Annotated in this window: 17 protein-coding genes; 10 read left to right on the forward strand and 7 right to left on the reverse strand. The window is 50.8% G+C overall.

The window, feature by feature from the left end; all coding sequences use genetic code 11:
• Positions 1–46: 46 nt before the first annotated feature.
• Positions 47–583, forward strand: coding sequence for a hypothetical protein (locus IX84_RS22700; protein ID WP_044226244.1), 537 nt, complete (start codon positions 47–49; stop codon positions 581–583).
• Positions 583–1,413, forward strand: a complete 831-nt coding sequence (locus IX84_RS22705) for an alpha/beta hydrolase (protein WP_052516317.1) — start codon at positions 583–585, stop codon at positions 1,411–1,413. Before IX84_RS22700 ends, IX84_RS22705 begins: the two co-directional genes overlap by 1 nt.
• Here IX84_RS22705 and IX84_RS22710 read toward each other — a convergent pair.
• Positions 1,400–2,356, reverse strand: a complete 957-nt coding sequence (locus IX84_RS22710) for a glycosyltransferase (RefSeq protein WP_044226245.1) — start codon at positions 2,354–2,356, stop codon at positions 1,400–1,402. The two genes, IX84_RS22705 and IX84_RS22710, sit on opposite strands and share 14 nt — an antisense overlap.
• Positions 2,357–2,646: 290 nt before the next feature.
• On the opposite strand from IX84_RS22710, the gene IX84_RS22715 reads away from it, so the two are divergent.
• Together IX84_RS22715 and IX84_RS22720 are read left to right on the forward strand one after the other, a co-directional pair.
• Positions 2,647–4,836: a peptidase domain-containing ABC transporter gene (locus tag IX84_RS22715; protein ID WP_044226246.1), complete on the forward strand. Its 2,190-nt coding sequence runs from the start codon at positions 2,647–2,649 to the stop codon at positions 4,834–4,836.
• Positions 4,837–4,848: 12 nt separating this feature from the next.
• Entirely contained in the window at positions 4,849–6,126 is a 1,278-nt protein-coding gene (locus tag IX84_RS22720) for an HlyD family efflux transporter periplasmic adaptor subunit (protein WP_044226247.1), read from the forward strand.
• An 81-nt stretch (positions 6,127–6,207) separates the two neighbouring features.
• On the opposite strand, the gene lpdA is transcribed toward IX84_RS22720, so the two are convergent.
• A complete protein-coding gene (lpdA, locus tag IX84_RS22725; RefSeq protein ID WP_044226248.1) occupies positions 6,208–7,608 on the reverse strand; it encodes a dihydrolipoyl dehydrogenase in 1,401 nt (466 codons plus the stop codon).
• A gap of 481 nt (positions 7,609–8,089) precedes the next feature.
• The gene (locus IX84_RS22730) at positions 8,090–8,626 is read right to left on the reverse strand and encodes a hypothetical protein (RefSeq protein ID WP_044226249.1); all 537 of its coding nucleotides are present in this window, start codon (positions 8,624–8,626) and stop codon (positions 8,090–8,092) included.
• A 220-nt stretch (positions 8,627–8,846) separates the two neighbouring features.
• On the opposite strand from IX84_RS22730, the gene folE reads away from it, so the two are divergent.
• Together folE and IX84_RS22740 are read left to right on the forward strand one after the other, a co-directional pair.
• The gene (gene folE / locus IX84_RS22735) at positions 8,847–9,467 is read left to right on the forward strand and encodes a GTP cyclohydrolase I FolE (RefSeq protein ID WP_044226357.1); all 621 of its coding nucleotides are present in this window, start codon (positions 8,847–8,849) and stop codon (positions 9,465–9,467) included.
• 16 nt (positions 9,468–9,483) lie between these two features.
• Positions 9,484–10,206 carry an SDR family oxidoreductase gene (locus IX84_RS22740; RefSeq protein ID WP_044226251.1) on the forward strand — a complete coding sequence of 241 codons (723 nt, stop codon included), beginning with the start codon at positions 9,484–9,486 and terminating at the stop codon, positions 10,204–10,206.
• Positions 10,207–10,276: 70 nt separating this feature from the next.
• Here IX84_RS22740 and IX84_RS22745 read toward each other — a convergent pair whose 3' ends face one another.
• The 4 genes from IX84_RS22745 to IX84_RS22760 all read right to left on the reverse strand — a co-directional run bounded on the left by IX84_RS22745 (position 10,277) and on the right by IX84_RS22760 (position 16,118).
• Positions 10,277–11,683: a S8 family serine peptidase gene (locus IX84_RS22745; protein ID WP_052516318.1), complete on the reverse strand. Its 1,407-nt coding sequence runs from the start codon at positions 11,681–11,683 to the stop codon at positions 10,277–10,279.
• Between the two features lie 6 nt (positions 11,684–11,689).
• Positions 11,690–14,908 (reverse strand): AAA family ATPase, encoded by a 3,219-nt coding sequence (locus IX84_RS22750; protein ID WP_160213894.1) that lies wholly within the window; start codon positions 14,906–14,908, stop codon positions 11,690–11,692.
• A gap of 104 nt (positions 14,909–15,012) precedes the next feature.
• On the reverse strand, positions 15,013–15,597 hold the full coding sequence (locus IX84_RS22755; RefSeq protein WP_044226256.1) for a DUF429 domain-containing protein: 585 nt from the start codon (positions 15,595–15,597) through the stop codon (positions 15,013–15,015).
• Positions 15,597–16,118, reverse strand: a complete 522-nt coding sequence (locus IX84_RS22760; RefSeq protein WP_052516319.1) for a shikimate kinase — start codon at positions 16,116–16,118, stop codon at positions 15,597–15,599. Before IX84_RS22760 ends, IX84_RS22755 begins: the two co-directional genes overlap by 1 nt.
• Before the next feature lie 112 nt (positions 16,119–16,230).
• Between IX84_RS22760 and IX84_RS22765 the strand changes: the two genes are divergently transcribed.
• From IX84_RS22765 to dnaG, 4 genes are all read left to right on the forward strand, one after another.
• Entirely contained in the window at positions 16,231–16,746 is a 516-nt protein-coding gene (locus IX84_RS22765; protein WP_052516320.1) for a DUF1573 domain-containing protein, read from the forward strand.
• Positions 16,747–16,770: 24 nt separating this feature from the next.
• Positions 16,771–17,103, forward strand: coding sequence for a preprotein translocase subunit YajC (yajC, locus tag IX84_RS22770; protein WP_052516321.1), 333 nt, complete (start codon positions 16,771–16,773; stop codon positions 17,101–17,103).
• The gene (locus IX84_RS22775) at positions 17,087–18,076 is read left to right on the forward strand and encodes a CdaR family protein (protein ID WP_044226260.1); all 990 of its coding nucleotides are present in this window, start codon (positions 17,087–17,089) and stop codon (positions 18,074–18,076) included. The genes yajC and IX84_RS22775 overlap by 17 nt, the downstream gene beginning before the upstream one ends.
• Positions 18,077–18,600: 524 nt before the next feature.
• Positions 18,601–20,667, forward strand: a complete 2,067-nt coding sequence (gene dnaG / locus IX84_RS22780) for a DNA primase (protein ID WP_044226262.1) — start codon at positions 18,601–18,603, stop codon at positions 20,665–20,667.
• Positions 20,668–20,706: the final 39 nt, after the last annotated feature.

Here is a 20,706-nt window from a genome sequence, read left to right on the forward strand (position 1 = left end):
ATTGTACCTAATTTTCAGAAAAGTTCTAAGAATTGTATCGCACAATATGATGAAATCAGCCTTATTTTACAGTGTATTTGTCATTTTCTTTTTGCCGGATCAGGGGCTAGCCTTTAGCGGTTGCCCCGGATCAGGGGCGCAGATATCTGCTGTGGACACCATCCCGCTGTCCGAGCGTTTTGATGAACCATTAAGCGGAGCTGTGCGGCAAAATGAAGACCGCCAACCGGCTTTTCAGCAGCGGGCTAATGATCGTAAAGTCATTCCAATTGAGACGATAGAAACGGATACAGCCTACCGCAACCTACAGGAAATTCCGGAAGGCTACAACGGCTTTAAAATTGAGATTATGTCTACGGCTATGCCGCTTCCTCCCGATCATGATCTGTTTTTCCAGCATGGGAATATCACGCTGGAAGAATTAGGGGAGGGCGAATTTTCCTACCTGATCGGGCATTTCGAAGAGCAGGCAAAGGCAGAATCTTTCCGGGCGGCCTTCTTGGAGGGGCGTTATCCGGCCTCTAAAGTCGTAGGTTATATCGAAGGGCAGCGGCAATTCAAGGCAGTACCAAAAGAAGAATAATGCAGAAACGGACACTTTCCTGGACGACAGAAGACGGCATCAACATACACGCTTGCGAATGGGCAGTCGCGAACCCCAAAGCTGTCTTGGCGATCGCCCACGGCTTGGGAGAGCACATCGAACGATATGATCATATGGCACGCTGGTTCAACGCCCGCGGCTATGCTGTTTTAGGTTACGACCGGCGTGGGCATGGCCAATCCGGGGGGAAGCGTGGGCACAGCCCCGGGCTGGAGCCTCTGCTGGACGAGATTGCTCAGTTGTTGGTCGAAGCCCGGACCGCTTATCAGGACCTGCCGGTATTCCTGTATGGCCACAGTCAGGGCGGTGGGCTGGCGCTTTCTTACACCCTGCACCGCAACCCGGAAATTGCCGGTTTGATTGCCTCCGCTCCCTGGATTCAGCTCTCCTTTACGCCGCCAGCAGCACTGGTAGCAGTAGGAAAGCTCATGCGGAGAATTTATCCGGGCTTGCTTCAGGGGAACAATCTGGAAACCGGTTTGCTGTCCAGAGATGCCAAAGTGGTGAAAGCCTATGAAGAAGACCCATTGGTCCACGACAGGATCTCTGCGGCAGTAGGCATTGACATGATGCAGGAAGGCGACTGGATGATGCAGCAAAAGGGTGGTTTCCCTATTCCGTTACTGATCGCCCATGGCACGGGAGATGGTATCACTTCTCCCGAAGCCAGTGAAGCTTTTGCGGCTCAATTGGAAGGGGATGTGACCTTTAAGCCGTGGCCTGAGCTGTACCACGAAATACATAACGAACCGGAAAAAGAAGCCCATTTTCAATATGTGCTGGAATGGCTAAATGCTAGAATCGCTTGATTGATTCCAGGATGTAAAGCGGGCGCTGCTTGATTTCATTGTAGATATTCGATAGATAAATCGACATGATGTACAAATTCAGGCAAGTGGTAGCAAAGAAAATGGCGATAAGGATGACCAGAAACGTCCATCCCGGATACGGCTCTCCGGCACTACCGAACAAATCCACGCCGGTAAATTTCACTTTCAGCGCATTACCGATGACGCCGATAAGAAAGACCAGGGAAAACAAAAATATCCACAACAGCAAGGAGCGCAAGAAGGTAGTGAAGGACGTAATCGCGATAAGCGAGGTTCGGAAACGCTCCGAGAAGGACTCTTGTTCTCTGCCATGCAGGGGCTCATCGGTTTCCAGGTAGCGCGTTTTGTAGCCCACGATGGAGTAGATGGCCTTCATGTACCGCAAATTCTCACGCAGGCGCAGCAGTGAATTAAGCGCCCGGCGGGAAATAACCCGGGTGTTGTGCGCCATCTCATCGACTTCCAGGGCTGAATAGCGGCGCAGGATAAAGTAGAAAAGACTGTAAAACGGTCGAAAGTGGGCGCCTGCCTGCCGCTGCCGGGCTCGCATGTAGACGATATCTGCCCCTTCGTTACGGCTGTGCTCAAAGAGCTGCAGTATTAATTCAGGCTGCTGATAGAAGTCAAACTCAAAAATCACCGTGTAGTCCCCGTTGCTTCGGTCTAGTCCAGCCAGTACAGCATGATTGTGGTTGGTGGCACGGGAAAGGTTGAGCAGGTACACATTATGTTTCAGATCGTCCGGTAGCTGCTCGATGGCATCATCGGCAGAAGCTTCCGGATTGTTGTTGACTACAATAAATTCAAAATCCGTGAAGTGTTGGCGCACTACGGCAAAGGTATTTTGCAGGTAATCCGGCAACAAACGGAGCTCATGCGTATGCTCCAAAACACAGACCACAGTGATGAAACTATTGTACATTTAGCCCAAATTTGCCCAAAAATATCACTATTTCAATTACATAAGTTGCTTTTTGCCCGGTTTTTAAAGAAATTGCGGTGACTTTGTTTTAAAAGATACCTGAACGCCTTATATTTCGTATTTAAATTTGTTCTCTGAATACGCAACATTGCTATAGTTGAAATTCAGAGAACCGAATCGGAGAGATTTCTGTGCCAGACTTTTGGTGATAAAATTGAGCTGGCGTAGAGATTAGTCGGGGAGCAAATGACCATTATTTTGCTTTCGGCTTGACCACTAAGGCTAAAAAAATGTCAGGGAGATTTCCATTTTACCAGCAACTCGACGCGATGGACTGCGGGGCAACCTGCCTGCGCATGGTTTCTCGTCATTTTGGGCGGTACTACTCGCTAGAGTATCTCCGTGACCTGACTTATATGGGCAAACAGGGCGTCACCCTTTTGGGCATCAGTGACGCAGCTGAGCATATCGGGCTGCAAAGCCTGGCTGTGAAGACGACCTTCGATCGCCTGGCAAGGGATATTCCGGTCCCGGCTGTCGCGCACTGGAAACAGGAACACTTCGTGGTGGTCTACAAGGCGAATTCCAGACATGTCTGGATTGCCGATCCGGCAGCGGGCAAATTCAAACTGACCCGTGAAGAATTCCTTGAAAACTGGGCAAGCGATGTGGAGGACGGGGAAGATGTCGGTGTGCTACTCTTGCTGGAGCCCACACCTGAGTTTTATGCCCGCGAGGGCGAAAAGATCAACAAGTCTGGCTTTGGCTACGTAAGGAGTTATTTTCAGCGCTACCGCCCTCTGCTCCTACAGCTGGGCGTAGGGCTGGCACTGGGCAGTTTGTTACAGCTTATTTTTCCATTCCTGATCAAGTCTATTATTGATACAGGAATTGAAAACGATGACCTTAATTTCATACAGCTTATTCTGCTGGCACAGTTTTTCCTGTTCGCAACGATGATGGCCGTGGAGCAATTCCGAAGCTGGATTTTGTTGCACGTAACGGTGCGCGTCAACATCAGCTTGATTTCTGATTTCCTAATCAAGCTCACCAAGCTGCCCATCAGCTTTTTTGATTCAAAAGTGACTGGTGATTTAATGCAGCGGATTGCAGACCATGAGCGGGTTCAACGTTTCCTGACTTCTACCTCCCTGGTTTCCATTTTTACCTTTGCGAATATCTTGGTTTTTGCGGGAGTGTTACTCGCTTGGGATGCGACTATTTTTGGCATTTTTATCGTTTTTACCCTGGCTCAGATAGGCTGGATTTTCTACTTCCAATACCTGAGGCGGGAGTTGGATTACAAGCATTTTGATCAGTCTGCAGAAAACCAAAGCAACCTGATGGAGCTCATCAGTGGCATGCAGGACATCAAACTCCACAATGCCGAGAAACAAAAACGGTGGGCATGGGAGCGTATTCAGGCCCGGTTGTTCCGCACAAGTGTCAGCGCTTTGCGCATTGGGCAAATACAACGTGCCGGGTCCGGATTTTTCAATGAGACTAAGAACCTACTGATCATTTTCATGGTCGCCAAGGCGGTTATGGATAATGAGATGTCACTGGGAATGCTCCTTGGCGTCCAGTACATTATAGGGCAGATGAATTCGCCCCTCAATCAGCTGTTCGAGTTTCTGCGGGCCAGGCAGGAAGCCAAAATCAGCCTGGAGCGCCTCAACGAAATCCACGTCCGCGATAACGAGGAGAACCTGGAAGAGAAAATTACCATATTGCCGGAGTACGGTGACCTGATTTTGGAAAACGTAAGCTTCCAATACAATGGCCCGCACTCCCCAACCGTCCTGCGCAGCGTTAACCTGCGTATCCCCAAAGGACAAACGACCGCTATCGTGGGCACAAGTGGAAGTGGCAAGACGACCATTCTTAAACTGCTCCTCAATATCTATCAGCCCACCGAAGGCGCGATCCGTCTCGGTGACATCAACTTGTCTAATGTCAACAACCGGCTGTGGCGGAATAAATGCGGGGTAGTCATGCAGGATGGATACATCTTCTTCGACTCAATCGCTCGTAATATTGCATTAGGCGATGAGATCATCGATAAACGAAAACTGCTGAATGCCGTAAAGGTGGCCAATATTCAGACCTTCATTGAATCTCTGCCGTTAGGGTACAACACCAAAATCGGTCAGGAAGGGCTCGGGCTTAGTCAGGGGCAGCGGCAGCGCATGCTCATCGCCCGTGCTGTCTACAAAAACCCGGATTATATCTTCTTCGATGAAGCGACTACCGCACTGGATGCCTATAATGAAATGCTGATCATGGAAAACCTGGAAGACTTCTTCCGCGGACGTACCGTGGTCACCGTAGCGCACCGCCTGAGCACGGTGATGAACGCGGACAATATCATTGTACTGGAAGGTGGAGAAATTGTAGAACAAGGCACGCACGACGAACTGACCTATCTGCGGGGCGCTTATTACCAACTGGTCCGCAATCAACTGGAGCTGGGCGCATAAATCCTACCACCTATGCAAGAGCACGAAAATATAGAAATCCGAAGCGAAGAGGTACAGGAAATCCTGGGTACCCCTCCGCCATGGATGGCTCGGTTTGGCACACTGCTGGCACTGCTTGTCGTAGTGGTGCTCGGCTATATTAGTTATTTTATTGAATATCCGGTGGTGGTGGATGCCGGTATTACGGTGTCTTCCAAAGAACCGCCCAAGCGCCTGGTGTCCAATATCAGTGGTCGGGTTCAGTCTATCCTGGTGGAAAATGAGGCTGCGGTTAAGGAAAATGATGTGATCGTCGTTTTCAAAAGCAATGCCCGCCTGGAGGATATGCTCACGCTGGAGTCCAAAATGATGATGATGGAGGCGCCTTCCGATTCTGCCCTGCTCGCCTTTTCAGTACCCGATACCTTCGTCCTGGGGTCTATCAAGGAGCCGCTCTATGATTTCTACCGGAAGCAGAAGGTGAGGCAGCAGTATGAGGAGAACCCTTACGATAAGTACAGCATTGACCAATTGGAGCGCGAGCTTCAAAAGATACAGAGTATTATTCGCTCGGACCTGCGGAGAATCGAAAACCTGGACATTCAAATCGAGTTGGTTCAGGAACGGCTGGCGAGAGAGGAAAAGCTGGTCCGGGATAACCTTCTGGCTGAATCACGTATTGAGAAAACCAGAGAGTCGTTGCTTAGCCTGCAACGAATGCGGGAGAGTGTGGAGTCTTCCATCAAGAACCGTGAACTGGAAAAAGAGCGTATCCGGGCGGAGAAAACGGGTGTCCGCGAAGGTTCCGTTGAAAGTAAAAAACAGGCCGGTATTGAGCTGCGGGAGCGTTTTAACGACTTACAGCGCGCCGTAGAGGAATGGATGTTTAAGTACGTCATCACGGCTCCGGTAGCCGGAGTGGTCTCGCTTTATATGGAAGACATTACGGAGCAGCAATTTGTCGAAGAAGGTTTTGAAATTGGCGTGGTTGTCCCGCAACTGGAACAGGAAGCGAAGGGCATCATCTGGTTGCCGGTGGCCAAAGCCAGCCCGGTGAAGCCTGGTAAAAAAGTGGTGGTCAGTTTCGATGTGTACCCTGTACTGGAATTTGGGTCAACAATTGGGCAGGTCGAATCTATCAGTCAGGTGCCGATCAACGGGCAGGTGGCCCTAACTATTGATTTCCCCAGAGGCCTGGTCACAGAGTTCGGTCGGGAGTTGGATGCTTCTCAGACCATGAAGGGCGATGCCAATATCATCATTAAGGACAAGCGGTTTATTGAGCGGATTTTCGAGCATTTTAGGAGTTAATAAATGCCCCCCAGTATTCACCATTAAAAAGGGCTCATACGCATCCAAACGGGTGCGCATGAGCCCTGATTTTAATGGTCCCTACAGGTGGATCACCTCGTCGTAAGCCGCTGCTGCCGCTTCCATCACCGCCTCGCTCATCGTGGGGTGAGGGTGCACCGTTTTGATGATCTCATGGCCCGTGGTTTCCAGTTTTCGGGCGGCTACTACTTCTGCAATCATCTCCGTTACATTCATGCCGACCATGTGGGCGCCCAGGAACTCGCCGTATTTCGCGTCGAAGATGACCTTTACGAAGCCTTCCTTCGCACCAGCTGCACTGGCTTTGCCGGAAGCAGAAAATGGGAATTTGCCCACCTTGATTTCGTAACCGGCATCCTTAGCCGCCTGCTCCGTATAGCCTACTGATGCGACCTCAGGCACGCAGTAAGTACAGGCTGGAATGTTGTTGTAGTCCATAGGCTGCGGATTTTCTCCTGCGATTTTCTCCACGCAGATGATGCCCTCAGCGCTGGCAACGTGCGCAAGTGCGGCACCGGGCGTCACATCGCCGATTGCGTAGATACCTGCAACGTTGGTGCGGTAGAACTCATCTACCTGAATCAGGCCGCGGTCCGTTTTGATGCCCAGTGCTTCCAGGCCAATATTCTCTGTGTTTGGCGCTACGCCTGCTGCAGAAAGTACAACGTCGCACTTGATTTCTTCCGTCTTGCCGGTCTTGCGGTTCTTAACGGTCACCGTGCACCCTTTGCCTTTGGTGTCAACGGACTCCACAGAGGTGTTGCCCAGGATATTGATGCCCTTTTTCTTGTAGATTTTATTCATTTCCTTGCTCACGTCGGCATCTTCGCGGGGTACCAGGCCCTGCTCCATGAATTCCACTACGGTCACTTCCGTGCCGATAGAGCTGTAGAAATAAGCAAATTCGGTACCAATGGCGCCTGCACCCACCACAACCATCTTCTTAGGCTGCTTTTCGAGACTCATCGCTTTGCGGTACTCAATGACCTTTTCCCCGTCAATGGGAACGGTAGGAAGCTCCTTGGCCCGCCCGCCGGTAGCAATGATGATGTGCTCAGCGCTGTATTCTTTCTTTTTGCCGTCTTTGTCCGTGACTTCTACTTTCTTTCCGCGGAGCAATTTGCCGTGCCCATCGAGTACGGTGATTTTGTTCTTGCGGAAGAGGAAGTTAATCCCCTTGCTCATGCCATCTGCCACGTTCCGGCTGCGTTTCACCATACCGGTGAAGTCAACGCTGGCCTTATCCACTTTAATACCGTAATCCTCTGCGTGGTTGATGTATTCAAAAACCTGCGCACTCTTCAACAGGGCTTTGGTTGGGATACAGCCCCAGTTCAGACAAATACCCCCCAGTGATTCCCGCTCCACCACACCAACTTTCATACCGAGTTGTGAAGCGCGAATGGCAGCAACGTATCCTCCGGGACCACTGCCAACTACAATCAGATCAAACTTATCCATGTTCTTATTTCTGGTTTTAATTATGAGTCTACCTGCGAATCGCTCAGCAGGAGTAGGCGAAAATTTTCAAACCGCCAGCTTTTCAGACTGCTGGGAAATTACCGCAAATATACTGACCAAAACGCGGTTGTCACAACAAAGCAGCTTATAGTACAATTTTGAACCTCGGGAAGGCATAAAAAAGGACTCCGCTGCTATCACCGCAGCGGAGTCCATTCTAACTTACTGATACTTAATCTTTGTGCCTGTAGGGAGCTTGACATTTTTTTTGACAGTTTAAAAGTAGAACAAAGGGGGCGGTTTCTAAAATATTCTCACTGACAATTTGTCAAGCAACAAAATGGTGAAAGGTGCTCATGATTTGGTTAAGAACTTGTAAGTTAAGTGAATACATATTGTATTTTTTCAGTACAAATTGATGCTGCTTCCTGCTATTCCTTGTAAATCAGGGGCAATGCCTGTCAGGCTGAATTTTTGTTTTTTATTCCTCCTCGGGAGCAGTTTCGTAGAGGACAGTAACGAGTTTCGACTGTTGACCTGTTTCGGCAGCCGTGATCCGGAATGCTAGACCAGGCTGCAAAGAGATGGCTTCGCCCCGGGGGCGCAATTTTTCCTTCCGGGCCTGAAGTACCTCGCTGATCGCACTGAAAGAGAGGTAAGGCGCACCTAATTCACCCAGCTCCCGGTATTTTTGAATAGCCTGTGCAGCCCAGTCTTCCCTTCGGGCTGCCGCATCCCAGGAGAATGTGAATTCCTGCCTGATCTGATCGCAACCGGTCTGTTCTATCTGCACGATCGTAGACTGGTTCAACACAAAACGCTCCACACCTTTACCAGGCTGCAGCTCAAACCGATGCTGAGAAACCCCCGGCAGGGATGCATCGAAAATGGGCTCCGGAGCACCATACAAGCAATCCTCAAAAGATTGGCGCTGTGGTGGGTCAGAGGCACAGCCACCCAGCCAGGACAGGGCCCAAAGCCCGAAGGAGAAAATGATACCAGCCAGGGCTCGCTTCATTTCGGTTGATCGATGGTTAAACAATTATCAGCAATTGGTGTTAGGCTATCGGTTTTAAGATCATATGGCAATAGTAAACTATTTGCTACTCAAATAACCCGAAAAATTTCAAAATACATCCTTTATGGTGAATTCAAAATATTCCGGCAATGGTATTGCCCGGAAAGTAAATGGCTATGCGCCTAAGAATGGGGAAGACCTGGTTGAGGAACTGGGAGATATGCACGGCGCGACCTCTGTTGATACGCCTATGCGGGCAGATGCCTTTGACCGTTCTGATGAAGAAAAAATGGAAATCATTAGTCAGCATTTCCGGGAAATCATGGAAACCCTCGGGCTGGACCTGAATGATGATTCCCTGAATGGCACGCCGAGACGGGTGGCTAAAATGTTTGTCAAGGAAATCTTTGGCGGGCTGAATCCTGAATCCAAGCCTGCGATTTCCCTGTTCGAGAATAAATTTGGCTACCGGCAGATGTTGGTGGAAAAAGGCATACAGGTACAATCTTTCTGTGAGCACCATTTTCTGCCCATTTATGGCAAATGCCACATTGCCTACATCGCGAACGGCAAGGTGATTGGATTGTCTAAGCTCAATCGTATTGTAGAACACTTCGCCCGCCGGCCTCAGGTACAGGAGCGGCTCACCGTACAGATTGCGGCAGAGCTAAAGCGCGTGCTTAAGACCGAAGATGTGGCCGTATACATGGATGCGAAGCATATGTGTGTGGAAATGCGCGGTATTAAACACACACAGTGCAGCACCGTTACCACAGAGTATGGCGGTCGTTTCCTTAATGAAAATGTACGCGCGGAATTTCTAAAGACTATCAAAGACTAAAAAGCGAAATTAAGTTATGGCGGTTGAATTATTAGCCAATAAGAAAGTACTGATTGTGGGCGCTACCGGTGGTATTGGAGCCGAAGCGACCAAGATGATCAAAAACTCTCAGGGGAATGTCTTTATTACCGGCAGAGACCAGGAGAAGCTGAAGAAGGTAGCCAAGGCCAATAAAATCCCCGATGACCAGGTTTTTACAATGGAGGTCACCGACCCCGAATCTGTACAGAAGGTAGCAGACCAAATCCATAGCAAAGTGAGCCAAATCGACATCCTGGTGAACGCTGCGGGGGTAGGCTACCTCAAAAAATTCGAACAGATCGAATACGAGCAAATGAGCCGTGTGATTGACATTAATCTCAAGGGGGCCTTCCTGGTCATGCAGGCTTTTCTGCCACCGATGAAGGAGTCGAAAAAAGGGATGATCATCAATATTCCTGGCGTACTGGGTCGGGCGCCTATGGCGGCGGCGGCAGCCTACGCTGCTTCCAAATACGGGCTAAACGGTATGGTGAAGTCGCTGCGTGAAGAGTTGAAGCGTACCGAAATCCGGCTATCCAATCTATATCTGGGCGGCGTGGATTCAGAATTCTGGGATGACATTGATATGCCTGTAAACCGGGATAAATTCATCACGGCTCAGGAAGCCGGGCGTGCAGTATGGTTTATGTGCCAGCAACCTACCTCCGGAGTGGTATCTGAAATGGTTATACAGCCATTCAACCATCAGGTAATCTAGCCAGGTATTTCTGAAAATGCAGAATGACCGGGCGTTAGCACAATTAATGCCAGCGCCCGGTCTTTATTATTTAAGGATGCTTGCGAAGAGCAAGGTAAGCTTTGACAAAGTCTGGCATCCCATACCCTACAGCTACATCAGGCAAATCAGACTGACTGCTACTACTACGGATGGCATCCAGCAACTCCTCCACGCTTGCTTCAGGATAAGCTTCGCGCAGGCAGGCAACCATGCCCGCCACAATAGGGCTGGCAAATGAAGTCCCGGACCCAATCGTTACCTGATATTGATAGGCATCGGCCAGTGTCACCCAGGCACCGGGCGCCACAATATCCGGTTTGATACGCCGGTCAGCTGTAGGCCCTACCGAGCTAAAGCTGGCCAAATCACCATTTAGCGCAGTAGCTCCGATTGAAAAAGCACCTGCCGCATCTGCCGGGATGCCGATCCGGCGCCAGGGGCTGCTTCCTTCATTGCCAGCGCTTGTGACCACCAGCATGCCTTTCCGGGCGGCAATATTGGCAGCCTGACTGGCTACAGAAATGCTCCCTGTCAAGTCCTTCGCAGTGTAGTTCATAGAGACCTCATCAAACTGGGTATAGCCCAGAGAAGAGTTCATGACATCTGCTCCGAGGCTATCCGCGTACTCAAGCCCGGCCACCCAGTGGCATTCCTCTATACGATGCTCGCCCCGTGTATCTTCAGTTTTGATGCAAACGTAAGTGGCATCTGGTGCTGTACCTACCAAAACTTCCGGCTGATTGGCAGCCATAGTGGAGAGCACCTTCGTACCGTGGCTGCTGGACTCCCAGACCAGCGTATCTTTATCTACCATGTCCATGGACGTTAGTAACCGGTTGTCAGCACGGAGGGAGTCAAAGAATGGGCTTCGGTCCACGCCGGTGAAACCGCCATCCATGACGGCTACCAGGACGCCCTTGCCCCGGTATCCCATCAGGTGGAGGCTATCTCCGTTTATGGCTTTGATTTGCTTAGTGCCGTAACCGTAGTGCTGTCCTGTTAGGGCTTTACTCTTCAGCTTGTCCATTTTTGCGTCCCGTTCGACACTTGCTTTGCCTTTAGCCCGGTAGGGGCCGGCATACCAAATGGTGTCCACAAAAGGCAGGGATTTAATAGCTGGCAACATAGCCGATTCTCCATAAATGGTAGCGGCGTTGAGCCAGCGGGAGGTATGGTGCACTTTGGCTCCGGCTTCGGTAATGCCTTTTAGGTAACCGGGATTGGGCGGGAAGTCCTCCGTAGTCACCGGGATGCCTAGTTTCTGCCTTCTGGCAATGGCACGCGGAGACAGGAAGGCCTCGGGTGCATCCACCGTGTAAGGCGTATTCGCTTTGTCTTTGAAGGCGACCCAGTAAAACTGCTGGTCGTTGTTATCTGTTGTCTTTTCCTGTCCCAACGCGGGCAGGGCAAAGCACAATAAACAGGCGATAGCGCTGCTGAAAATGGTCTTTTTCATAGTCTGTTATCCAATTGTCGTATCAATGTTGAATCGGAACTCCTGGTCCAGTTTATCCTGAATTAGCTCCAGTAACTGATTACCGTGGTGTTCCCTTTTAAGATCAAACTGGGTATCCTGAATGGTATCCTCGTTAATAATGCGGTGCGGTGCCGGGAAAGACAGGCGTTCGGCTGTCCGCACCTGTTCATGAGCCTGCCTGAGGTTTTGAGGTGCAGCAATGATGTAGTATTCCTGATACTCTGATTGCCCCTCCTGCCACCACTGCACACCGGTTTCGGGCTCAAAAAAAACGCGGACAGCTTGCCCCGTAAAAAGCAGGCAGGCCCCAATCAGTTTGTCTTGTGTATTTTGGGGCTCCGGCTTCTTGCTGTTATGCCAGTTATGCACCGTCGAAATAACGGTAGTTTTGGGTTCTGTGCCCCGCAGCCAAATCGCTGCTGTTTCAGCTATCTCAAAAGGCAAATCCCTGGTTAGCTCCTCATAAAACCGGACTACCCGCTCGGGGTCCTCACCTATAATATAAAGCGGGCATTCATTATTGTCCGGGTTCAGGATTTCAAAAAGATTAAGTTTTTCCTGTTGCAGCTGTTGCTCCACCTGATCGAGGGTATCTACCCACTCGGGCTGATAAGGCTGCACGTCGAGACAGGACAACGCTAACTGCAGCTCCAGTTGCTCAGTATGTTGCAAGAGGCCTTCGAAGCGAGCCTTTTGATCCGTCAGCATGCCATAGCGCTCTGCATTTTCTTTTTGTTCCCAGAACTGCTTGCCCTTGCGGCGGCGGGAGGCTGTCAGCAGGTCCAGTTCGGAAAGCATACGCACATATGAGCTGCCTTCCATCAGTTTTTCCACTGAACGGCGCAGGTTACTGGCGTGGTCCGCATAGGCGATTTTGGTGTATTCTTCCAGTAATAAATCGAGCCCGAGCGGGTCCGATTTCGTTGTCAGGTATGGTTTGCCATCTCTTAGGTCAACCACAATCTCAACCTGATCGTCAACATCCTGTTGGTTCAGTGCATAGGCCAGAGGCAGGATGAGCTCATGCCGGAGCGTCCGCTGCAGGTGGCGGGCACCATATTGTTTGTCGTAGCCCCGGGTAGCCAGATGTTCCAGGAAGGGCTCCGTAAGCACAAAATTCATTTTGCGGAAGCGAATACCCTCCCGGCGCTTGAGCTGTTGGATTTCCCGGTCCAGCACATAGCGTATGGTCAGGTTGTCCAGTGGGGCGAAAGGGATAATCTGGTCGATCCGGTTGAAGAGCTCCGGGCGGAAATATTTTTGCACAGCACCAAGGAAGTGGTCTTCCACACTTTTGATAGATTGCTCCTGTTGCCAACCAATGGGGTTGAGCTGCAGGCTGCCAGCCCCTACATTAGACGTCATGATGATGATCGTGCTACAGAAGTTGACCAGCCGGCCCTGACTGTCGGTCAGCCGGCCTTCGGAAAGCATTTGCAGAAGCAAGTCAAAAAAGACCGGATGCGCCTTCTCTATCTCGTCAAACAGCAGCACTCCAAAGGGCGCTTTCCGGATGGCTGAAGTCAAAAGGCCTTCAGAAAAGAAACTGTGGCCTACGAGCCGCTGAACGGAATAAGGCGTTGAGAATTCGCTCATGTCAAAGCGGGTCATCCGGTCTGCCGTTCCAAACATGAATTCAGCAAGCTGCTTGGCCAGTTCAGTCTTGCCCACACCTGTAGGACCTACAAATAACATAGAGGCGATCGGCTTCCCGGTACGGGCCAAAGCGGTTTTGACCGTTGAGAGAATGCCCACGATCCGCTCAACGGCCTCTTCCTGCCCGAAGACTCTACTGTTGAAATGCGAGAGCAGAGCTTCCGGGTCCATCGGCAGTTCCGGGTCGATCATAAACCGCGGCATACCGGTCTCCTCGCTAAATTGGGCAATAATCTCGGAACGGTGAATAGCAACTGTAGTATTAGGAGCACCAGGCAGAGATTTGCCCCTCTGGTTGAGGAGAAGGTTTTCCAAAAAGCGGACAGGCCGGCCTGGCATCCCATCGTAGGGCGTAAACCGCCGGCTGAGCCGCACCGTCTCCTGAATCGCATAAGGGTCAATACTGATTCTTTGCCCTCTGGCCAGATCATTGGCCTTTTGCTGGATGATCTGCTCCAATTCGCCGGACTCCGGCTCGGTGATGGTGAGGCGCTGAAATACGTTGAGGTAGGACGGGCTCTTGATTTCAATACGGGCGAGCTCTTCATCCGTACATTCTGAGATCAGCGTTACCTCTCCCCGGCTAAGGTAGGGCAGAAGGTAGTCTGCGATACTTACCGTATTGCCTTCATATTTACCGACTTCGAAAAGGTCCATTAGGTTACGTACAAAGAGAAGGTCGGGCTGCCCGGAAAGCTCCCGGCAAAGCAAGAAAAGGTTCTCCTGCCATCCGGTATCTTTCATCAATTCCTTGATAAGAGTTGAGGCTGTTGTCTCCCAAATTTTGCCGGGCAGCTTAAATTCGGATTGCCGGCGGGCAAGCTCCCAGACCAGGGCGGTTTTGCCGGTCCCGGTTGGGCCAACGAGCAAGGTATTGCGGTGAAAGTTGCCGGTAAGGATTTGCGCCAGCTGCTTAAGCTCTTTTTCCCTGCCGTAACTGGCAGGCGTTTCAATTTTTAGTTCGGTAGCTGCTTTGGGCAGTAGACGGTCCTGTTGCTTATTGCCCATTTGCTCCAGTTCCTTGGGGCTGGGTACCTGAAGGGTAATCGGGTACTGCTTAAGTTCAATAAGGTCAAACCAGATCGCGCTCACGATGTCCTGTACAGCCTGAAGACGACGATGGCGGGCGAAGTCCAGTTGTATAGTCTCGATAATTTTTTGCTCCAACTCTTCGGGGACAGCGGAATAAGCCTCTAAATCCAGAGCCGGGACAATGGCCCATATGCCTTCACCGGGATGCAACTGATTGAAGTAGTAGGTGAACTCAAGTTCAAAGGCAGGATAGGTGAACTGATCCCGGGAAGCCGGAAAACTCACCTTGACCTTAGCTGGGATAAAGTGGCCCTGCTGATACTCATTGAGCAGTTCGCTGATCTGCCCCTGATTGAGCACTTTATTTTGCAGCGCCTCCGCATATTGCCCTGCGAGAATGGGGAGTTTTTCCCGTATGCGGAGTACTTCCCGGTCGTTGAGCGGGGCGAGCAGGCTGCCGCCTGTTTGGAGGTGGAGCCGAAAAGCGTAGAACGGGATCGTGAGTTCGAAAGCCATGCAGGCAATTGGGTTGATTGAATAGGGCCAGGCCATTATGGGCTCAGCAGTAGCCCTTTATTTGGTAAGGCTTAAAACTAGTGCTTTTTTCCGGTTCTGAAAAGTTAAGCTATGATCTGCCCTTCTTCAATGTCACCATAAATGGCTGCAAGTCCCTGCTGATGCCGGTATCCGCTACAGAAGGCAAGCAGGGCGTCTACCTGATGCCAATTGGTTGGGGGCGTTGCCATTTGATAATCCGGCAGATGAGCCAGGACCATCTCGGTAGCTTCCTGCAGGTAGGCTTTGCCTTTTTTGTACCGCTTGCGGTCCAGGCCCAGGATTTTGGAAAGCTGCCCCGGGTATACTTCAAGGGTGGTGCACTGCAGGGCTTTCAGTTCCTGGCTTAAACGCATGGCGCGGGCGGTCAGCCCACCGAGGAACATAGGCGACATAGCCTGTACCTCTTTATCGGCAGCCCGGTAGAAAAAGTCCTCGTACCCACCGGGGGCGTGGTAAACGCCGGGCAGGCTGAGAGGAGCATCCAGATATAAAACAGCCGGGCGATGTGCTTCCACCCAGCTTTTGACCCACTTATCAGCATCTTTTTTGGCGGCGCTCTGTGCCAGCCGGATCGCCCGGCCTTCAGCCCATGCAATGACCGTTGTGCCTGCCATTTTGCTACCGTAATCTACACCTGCCCAATTCATTAATGCCCGGTTATGTTAGAAAATTGGTGCGCCAGATCTTCTGCAACAGCTTCCCCGCCAGTTTTTTGTGCATAGACGATGCTCGCTTGCTGATAGTAGGGAGTGCGCTCCCGCAGCTTTTGGCTGATGTATGCCCGCAGGCCCTCATCGGTCAGGGAACGGATGAGGGGCCGGTGGCCCCGCCCGCTTTTCAGGCGCTGAAATAATACCTCCGGCGAAGTATCAAGGTAAACGGTCAGCCCGTTTGCGTTCATCCATTCCATATTTTGGTGAAAGCACGGAGTACCGCCACCGGTGGCAATCACCGCGCTCAGTTCTTCAGCCATTTTCCGGACAGCTTCGGCTTCGGTTTTCCGGAAGTGCGCTTCGCCCTGCTGTTCAAAGATTTCGCGTATGGAAAGCCCCGCCTCCTGCTCAATCCAGTTGTCGAGATCAATAAACCGGCGATTGAGCAGCTGAGCCAGTTGCCGTCCGGTATAGGATTTGCCCGAACCCATAAATCCGATAAGGTAAATCTGCATGTCTGAGGGTAGGTATTTACAGGGGACAAAACAAATCCTTTCCCGGATTAGTTGATAATTTGGCTAAGGATTCATGGAGTTCATTACCTTTGTGCTGAAAAATAGAAATGCTATGATGAAATCACTGCCGGTCTTTTTGTTCGTATCCCTGTTCCTGTTCACCTCTTGCAGCAACGACAGCCAACAGCCCGAAAGTAGTTCCGAAAAGACCCTTCAGGAGATTAAAAAGGATGGTGCCATCAGCAATGCGGATATTATTCGCAACCCGGTTTCTGTGGATACGCCTATCGACACCGTCAATGTGGCCAAAATGAGTTTTGAGGAGAAGAACTATGAATTTGGTGAAGTGGCGGAAGGGGAAATCATTGAGCATACTTTCAAATTTAGGAATACGGGCAAGGCTCCGCTTGTCATTCAGGGCGCCCGCTCAACGTGCGGCTGCACTGTGCCGGAATGGCCGAAAGACCCGATACCGGTAGGAGAGGAGGGCGAGATTTTCGTCCGCTTCGATACCAAAAACAAACGGGCGCGGCAGGTAAAGCCTGTTATTATTACGGCGAATTCCTACCCGGCAACGACAAAAGTATATTTGCGCGGCTTCGTACAGGAAGAAGGCGCTGAACAATAAAAACAAACGAAATTCATCTTAAACATGACTCAAAACGCTATCTTACTGCTACAAGCGGGCGGCAATGCAGGCATGATGAACCTGGTGTTCATTGGTGCAATGATTGTAATTTTTTACCTGTTTCTGATCCGCCCGCAGCAGAAACGGCAAAAAGAACAAAAATCATTTAACGAAGGGCTGCAGAAAGGGGACGAAGTGGTTACCGCCAGCGGCATTATTGGCCGTATCAATAAGCTGAGTGAAACGGAAGCCACCCTTGAAGTCTCCAACAAAACCTTCATCCGGGTGACGCGCAGTGCGATTTCCAAGGAGATGACGGAGTCCTTCGTATCAGAAGGCGATGATCAAGATAAATAAGCAAATATTCAAGTTTCAACTGAAAGAAGACCGGGCTATCCTGCTTGCTTGTATCGGGATAGCCTTCGTCTTTTGGTTGCTGATCAAGCTCTCTCAAACGTACCGCGCGCAGAAGGAGGTTTATTTCAATATCGAACTGCCCAAAGGTTCTTCCCTCTCTGCGCTGCCGCCGGACAACCTCGTGGTTGACCTGGAAGGCACCGGCTGGGACCTGCTCTTTGACCACTTCTACAGTCGCGAGCTGGGGCTGACCTATAATATGGATGGCATTAGCCGTCTAAATCTTTCCCGCGGGCAATTGCGAAGCGATATTCAGGCACAGCTTTATTCTGACGACATCAGCGTACTGGAAATCAATTACGATCAGCTGAACCTCCGCGCGGAAGAACAGGCTAGCCGTCGGGTACCCATTGTACCGGTCACCGTCCTGAGCTTTGCTCCTGACCATCAGCTGAAAGCTCCGGTTGCCTTGTCTCCGGACTCTGTAACCCTTATTGGGCCACAATCCATCGTTAGTCAGTATGAATCCTGGTCTTCGGATTCTATCGTATTCAGCAATCTGAAGCAAAGCCTGCTGACTACCGTACGCTTACAAAAACCACCTCCGGAACTTGCTCTTTCACCGGAACAAACCGAGGCTCAGATCGAAGTCGAATCCTTCACGGAAAAATCGGTTTACGTCCCTGTAGTGGTCAAGAATGCGCCCGATAGCATCCGGATTTTCCCGGAGAAGGTGACTGTAACCTCCCGCCTGGGACTGAGTCAGTACGACCGGATGACTTACAAAGACTTCACAGCAGAAGTAGACCTGGAAGGTGTGGCCCTCAATTCTTCCGGCACCACCGCGCCTATCCTCATTACCCGTCAGCCGGATTATGTCCAATCCATGTTTTTTACCCCAAAGTCTGCCCGCTTTTTTTTCATAGAAGCGGCAGATTCTACCACAGTGAAGCCTCAACCGGGGAACCAATAAGAGGTAATCTGTTATATGCTATCTTGGTTATCAGTGGATTAGGTAGGGAGATGCTTAATATAGGGCATAAAAAAACCCGCTGCTATTTTGAAGGAAGGTGCAGCGGGCTCACTAACGCGCTCTCTCTGTATACTCAAATATACAGCCTTTTTGCACTATTTGTTTAATGATGGCTGTTTTTTTTTTTTTAAATTGTTGCTAAGGCCCAGGAGTTGAACGTTTGCGGGGTGCCATAAAAAACGCTGCCCCGCACATCCTTTTCGGAGGCGGGGCAGCCCACACTATGAGAACACCCATTAAATTGTTCGCTCCTAATACGATAGCCGGAGGGGAATTGTTATACGGAAGGATGTTAGCGTTTTTAACGTCCGTTAACTGAATCTGCTAATGCTCTGATAAGCGCTGGGTTGCACGTTAAAATGACTGGGAAAGAGTGGCGTTAATACCTTGTTAAAGCATAAAAAAGAACCGCAGGCTCCAATAGCACATGGACTGTTCGGGGCAAAAATTGTATTTTCGGCACTATGATCAAGCAAAAGACCATAGATGAAATCATGGAAACCGCCCGGGTGGAGGATGTGGTCGAAGACTTCGTTAATCTTAAGCGGCGGGGTGTAAATTTGATTGGGCTATGCCCTTTTCACAATGAGAAAACGCCTTCTTTCACCGTTTCGCCTTCTAAGGGGATTTACAAATGTTTCGGCTGCGGAGAAGGTGGTGATGCCCTGAAGTTTGTCATGGAGCACGAGCAGCTCTCTTACCCGGAGGGCCTGCGCTACCTGGCCAATAAGTATGGTATCGAAATAGAGGAAACGGAAGTCAGTGACGAGGCCCGTGCCGAGCGGCAGCATCAGGAAAGCTTGTTTTTGGTCAACGAGTTTGCCAAACAGTTTTATCAGGAACAGATGTTTGAGACTGACCGGGGCAAAAGCGTAGCCCTGAGCTACTTCAAGCAACGGGGCTTCCGGGAAGAGGTCATCAAAAAGTTTGGACTGGGGTATGCCCCTGCCGGTAAAGACACCTTTACCCTGACTGCCGTCCAAAAAGGGTATAACGCAGATTTGCTGAAGCAGCTCGGACTAACTTCACAGTACTGGCGGGATTTTTTCCGGGACCGGGTGATGTTCCCCATTCACAATCTCTCCGGAAAGGTCATAGGTTTCGGCGGGCGGATCCTCGTGAAGGATGTCAAGGCCCCGAAGTACGTCAATACGCCGGAGACGGAAGTCTACAACAAAAGCAAAGTCCTTTACGGTGCTTTCCATGCCAAGCAGGCCATCCGCAAGCGCGATGAGTGCATACTGGTGGAAGGCTACACCGATGTGATTTCCCTGCATCAGGCAGATGTGAAAAATGTCGTGGCTTCATCGGGCACCTCGCTAACGGTGGGGCAAATTGGCCTGATCAAGCGCTATACGGAGAACATAAAAATCCTCTACGATGGGGATAAAGCCGGGGTGAAGGCTGCCCTGCGGGGGCTCGGACTGGTACTGGAGCAGGGGTTGAATGTCAAAATCGTACTCCTGCCGGATGGCGAAGACCCTGATTCCTATGTGCAATCTGTAGGCACGGATGCTTTCCGGAACTACATTGATCAGGAAGCTAAGGACTTCATCATGTTTCAGGCGGGGCTGTTGCAGGAGGAAGCTGCAGGCGACCCGGTGAAGCTGTCCAAACTCATACAGGAAATCGTTGAGAGTATTTCTAAGATTCCTGACCCGATCAAACGCTCGCTGTACGTCCGGGAGTGTGCCAACCTGATGGGCGTGGACGAGCAGCTCCTGGTCAATGAGGCCAATAAAGCTGTGGAGGCAAGGCTGCGCAAAAAGGAGCAGGAGCGTCAGCGGGAAGCCCGTCAGCAGGAACGTGCCCGCCGCCTGCAGGAAGCACCTCCACCATCGTCTCCCAAATCGCTGCCTCAGGGGCCTCCTCCTCCCGGTGCCGGAGACGAACCGCCTTTCCCTACTGAAGAGCCGGGAGGAATTACAGACCTGCCGTTTGAAGAGCTGCCGCCGGAAGAAATGCCGGCTCCCGTTCGGGAAAAACCAGTTGGCGATGGTTTCCAGGAGCGGGACCTGGTCCGGATCCTGGTTACTGGCGGTGATGCTCAGTTTGATCAGGAGGATGGTCTTACCGTTGCTGAGTACCTCATCGCCAATGTGGAAGATGTGCTTGATGAGTTCGACAACAGCCTGTATCAGCGGGTATTTCAAATTGCCATAGAGGCACTGTCGGAGGGCAAGGCTGTTACGCCCAAGCTGTTCCTACACCATATTGAGGACGATGTGCAGCGGCTGGCCGTGGACTTGTCGGCTTCTCCTTATGAATACAGCGAAAACTGGGCGAATAAGTGGGAAATTTTCCTAAACACCCAGAAAATGCCCGATGAGAATTTTGCCAAAGACAGCCTTTCTGCCATGAAACGGTTCCGGCTGCGCAAACTCAACCGCATGATCAGACAAAATGCCGATCAGCTCAAAGCAGTAATGGAAAAAGGAGAGGGGGATTACATGGTCCACCTGAAACTGGACCAAAAGCTGAAACAGTTGCGCAATGAACTGGCAAAAGAGTTGGGCACTGTAGTGTTTTAAACGGGCAAAAAAAACCGCAGCCCGGTAAGGACTGCGGTA

Source organism: Phaeodactylibacter xiamenensis (assembly GCF_000759025.1).
In the GTDB taxonomy this organism is placed as follows: Bacteria; Bacteroidota; Bacteroidia; order Chitinophagales; family Saprospiraceae; genus Phaeodactylibacter; species Phaeodactylibacter xiamenensis.

Excerpts from the sequence above, each read along its gene's own strand:
- IX84_RS22700 (WP_044226244.1), top strand. The coding sequence starts at position 47 with ATGATGAAATCAGCCTTATTTTACAGTGTATTTGTCATTTTCTTTTTG.
- IX84_RS22705 (WP_052516317.1), top strand. The coding sequence starts at position 583 with ATGCAGAAACGGACACTTTCCTGGACGACAGAAGACGGCATCAACATA.
- IX84_RS22710 (WP_044226245.1), bottom strand. The coding sequence starts at position 2,356 with ATGTACAATAGTTTCATCACTGTGGTCTGTGTTTTGGAGCATACGCAT.
- IX84_RS22715 (WP_044226246.1), top strand. The coding sequence starts at position 2,647 with ATGTCAGGGAGATTTCCATTTTACCAGCAACTCGACGCGATGGACTGC.
- IX84_RS22720 (WP_044226247.1), top strand. The coding sequence starts at position 4,849 with ATGCAAGAGCACGAAAATATAGAAATCCGAAGCGAAGAGGTACAGGAA.
- lpdA (WP_044226248.1), bottom strand. The coding sequence starts at position 7,608 with ATGGATAAGTTTGATCTGATTGTAGTTGGCAGTGGTCCCGGAGGATAC.
- IX84_RS22730 (WP_044226249.1), bottom strand. The coding sequence starts at position 8,626 with ATGAAGCGAGCCCTGGCTGGTATCATTTTCTCCTTCGGGCTTTGGGCC.
- folE (WP_044226357.1), top strand. The coding sequence starts at position 8,847 with ATGCACGGCGCGACCTCTGTTGATACGCCTATGCGGGCAGATGCCTTT.
- IX84_RS22740 (WP_044226251.1), top strand. The coding sequence starts at position 9,484 with ATGGCGGTTGAATTATTAGCCAATAAGAAAGTACTGATTGTGGGCGCT.
- IX84_RS22745 (WP_052516318.1), bottom strand. The coding sequence starts at position 11,683 with ATGAAAAAGACCATTTTCAGCAGCGCTATCGCCTGTTTATTGTGCTTT.
- IX84_RS22750 (WP_160213894.1), bottom strand. The coding sequence starts at position 14,908 with ATGGCTTTCGAACTCACGATCCCGTTCTACGCTTTTCGGCTCCACCTC.
- IX84_RS22755 (WP_044226256.1), bottom strand. The coding sequence starts at position 15,597 with ATGAATTGGGCAGGTGTAGATTACGGTAGCAAAATGGCAGGCACAACG.
- IX84_RS22760 (WP_052516319.1), bottom strand. The coding sequence starts at position 16,118 with ATGCAGATTTACCTTATCGGATTTATGGGTTCGGGCAAATCCTATACC.
- IX84_RS22765 (WP_052516320.1), top strand. The coding sequence starts at position 16,231 with ATGATGAAATCACTGCCGGTCTTTTTGTTCGTATCCCTGTTCCTGTTC.
- yajC (WP_052516321.1), top strand. The coding sequence starts at position 16,771 with ATGACTCAAAACGCTATCTTACTGCTACAAGCGGGCGGCAATGCAGGC.
- IX84_RS22775 (WP_044226260.1), top strand. The coding sequence starts at position 17,087 with ATGATCAAGATAAATAAGCAAATATTCAAGTTTCAACTGAAAGAAGAC.
- dnaG (WP_044226262.1), top strand. The coding sequence starts at position 18,601 with ATGATCAAGCAAAAGACCATAGATGAAATCATGGAAACCGCCCGGGTG.